1 protein-coding gene is annotated in these 1,431 nt (G+C 69.7%); it reads right to left on the bottom strand.

Going from position 1 to position 1,431, the window contains the following annotated elements:
- Window positions 1–97 precede the first annotated feature (97 nt).
- Window positions 98–1,375 carry an IS701 family transposase gene (locus tag ACIBM5_RS47045; RefSeq protein WP_396012848.1) on the bottom strand — a complete coding sequence of 426 codons (1,278 nt, stop codon included), beginning with the start codon at window positions 1,373–1,375 and terminating at the stop codon, window positions 98–100.
- Window positions 1,376–1,431: the final 56 nt, after the last annotated feature.

The following is a 1,431-nucleotide window of genomic DNA, read 5'->3' on the forward strand; positions in this document are numbered from 1 at the left end:
CTAGTAGGACTTCGTTAGGTCGGGATGGGTTCTGGGTGTCTTCGGGTGTTGGTTGGAAGTGGCCTGTGGCAGGTGGTGCAGGTTCCGGTCCAGCAGTTCAGGATGCCTTGGATCGCGTCGACGATCCGGTAGAGCGTGAGGCCCTCGTGGGTGCTTTTGGGGAGAGCCGTCGTTCCGTCAGGAAGGCGTGGGCGGCGGTGACCAGGGTGACGTGGTGATGCCATCCGCTCCAGGATCGGCCCTCGAAATGGTCCAGTCCCAGGCCGTGTTTCATCTCGCGGTAGTCGTGCTCGATCCGCCACCGGATCTTCGCCAACCGCACCACCTCCGCCGTCGACATCTCCCCGGGCAGGTCGAACAACCAGTAATCGGTGGGGAGTTCGGCATCGACGGGCCACTGGACCAACAGGCCGACCTCGGGCAGGACACCGTCCCACGACCCGCCGTCGGCCCCGGCCGCCTCGCGGGCGAGGCGGCCCACCGTCTTCCCGGCCGGTCGCACCCGCAACCGCAGGAACCGCGACCGCATCGGACCGCGCGAGCCACGGCGCCAGGTGACGTCGACGAAGGCGTCACGGCCGTGCGCCGCCGCGAGCGCGGCCACGGCCACCGCGGGCTCGCGATACCGCGCCGCCGACCGGCGCCCCCTCCCCGACCACGCGAGCGTCGTCGGTGCCGCCGAGGCGGGGTGGACGACGGCGTCGCCGCGGATCGCGACGACGTGATCGAGTCCGCGTTCCGCGAGTCCCGCCCGGAACAGGGCGTTCTGCCCGTAGCCGGCGTCCGCCACCACCACGGGCGGGCGCATGCCCCATCCCGTGACCTCGTCCAGAGCGTCCAGCGCGAGCTGCCACTTCTCCCGGTGTCGCACCGCGTCCGGAACCCCCGTCCGCAGGCGCCGCTCCATGTCCGTGTCCCACTCGGGCGGCAGGAACAGGCGCCACTGCAGCGGGCACGACGCGGTATCGGAGACCGCGTGCACGCTCACCGCGACCTGGCAGTTCGCCTGTTTCCCCAACGCGCCGCAATACTGCGGCGCGACCGCCACGGACATGCGTCCGTCCTTGGGGAAGGACACGTCGTCGATCGCCCACGCGTCCGCACGCACCAACGGCAACAGCCGCTCGGCGATCCGCCGCCGCACCGGCACCGGATCCCACGTCGACGCGCTCACGAACTGCTGCAGGTTCTGCGTGTTCCCGTCCGGCAACCGCGACGCCATCGCGTCGATCGACTTCCGACGGCCCTCCAGCATCAACCCCCGCAGATAGCAGTCGCCCTTCTCCCGCTGATCCCGCCGCGGCAACGACCCGAACACATCCGCCACGAACTCCGCCAACCCCGCCCGCAGGCCCCGAACCTGCCGCATGTCCACACCCACAACATGCTCTCGACAGACATATCTGGCAAGACCTAACGAAGTCCTACTAG

It is taken from the genome of Embleya sp. NPDC050493, from assembly GCF_044458105.1.
Taxonomy (GTDB): domain Bacteria; phylum Actinomycetota; class Actinomycetes; order Streptomycetales; family Streptomycetaceae; genus Embleya.